Annotated in this window: 1 protein-coding gene; it reads right to left on the bottom strand. The window is 64.3% G+C overall.

Annotation, left to right across the window (positions count from 1 at the left end):
• Nucleotides 1-56 precede the first annotated feature (56 nt).
• Nucleotides 57-1,111: translation initiation factor IF-2 (gene infB, locus FNJ47_RS46165; RefSeq protein WP_163163441.1), on the bottom strand; the 1,055-nt coding region annotated here is incomplete at its 5' end.

The following is a 1,111-nucleotide window of genomic DNA, read 5'->3' as shown; positions in this document are numbered from 1 at the left end:
AGTCCGGCCACGTCGTCGCATTTTCAGTCAAGATCTGCGCTTCGTAAGATTTGGACTTACAGAGAGCGCTGGATCGTCTCGATGCGGTAACATTCGATCACGTCGCCGACACGCATGTCGCCGTAGTTCTCGAATGCCATGCCACACTCCTGGCCGGCGACCACTTCCTTCACTTCATCCTTGAAGCGCTTCAGCGTCGACAGCTTGCCTTCGTGCACCACGACGTTGTCGCGGATCAGGCGAACATTGGCGCCGCGTTCCACGGTGCCGTCGGTAACGCGGCAACCCGCGACCTTGCCGACCTTGGAAATGTTGAACACTTCCAGGATCTGCGCGTTGCCCAGCATGGTTTCGCGCAGCGTGGGCGCGAGCAGGCCGGACATCGCCTTTTTGATGTCATCCACGAGATCGTAGATGATGTTGTAGTAGCGGATCTCGATGCCGTTGCGCTTGGCCGCGGCCGCCGCTTCCTTGTTGGCTCGGACCGAGAAGCCGATGATCGCGGCGTTGAAGCCTTCCGCCAGCGTGACGTCGGACTCCGAGATGCCGCCGACGCCGGCATGCAGGATGCGGGCGGCGACTTCGTCGGTGCCGAGCTTCTCGAGCGAGCCCAGGATCGCTTCCAGCGAGCCCTGCACGTCGGCCTTGACGATCAGCGGGAACTCCTTGCGGCCCACGGTCTTGAGCTGCGACATCATCTGCTCGAGCGAGCCGCGCATGCCGGAGATCGAGGCCGCGGCATTCTCGCGCTTCTGGTGCGCGCGGTAGCTCGTGACCTGGCGGGCGCGGGCTTCGTTCTCGACGACGGCGAGACGGTCGCCGGCTTCCGGCGGACCGTTGAAGCCCAGCACCTCGACCGGCACGGACGGACCGGCCTCTTCGAGATTCTCGCCCTGGTCGGAGATCAAGGCGCGGACGCGGCCCATCTCTGCGCCGGCCACGATGATGTCGCCGATCCGCAGCGTGCCGCGCTGCACCAGCACGGTCGCGACCGGACCGCGGCCGCGATCGAGCTTGGCTTCGATCACGGTGCCTTCCGCCGGACGCTCCGAATTGGTCTTCAGGTCGAGGATTTCGGCCTGCAGTGCGATCATCTCGAGCAGACGATCGA

It is taken from the genome of Bradyrhizobium uaiense (assembly GCF_010811875.1).
Classification (GTDB): Bacteria; Pseudomonadota; Alphaproteobacteria; order Rhizobiales; family Xanthobacteraceae; genus Bradyrhizobium; species Bradyrhizobium uaiense.
Note: the sequence above shows the minus strand (reverse complement) of the source record. Positions and strands in the feature narration are given on the sequence as shown.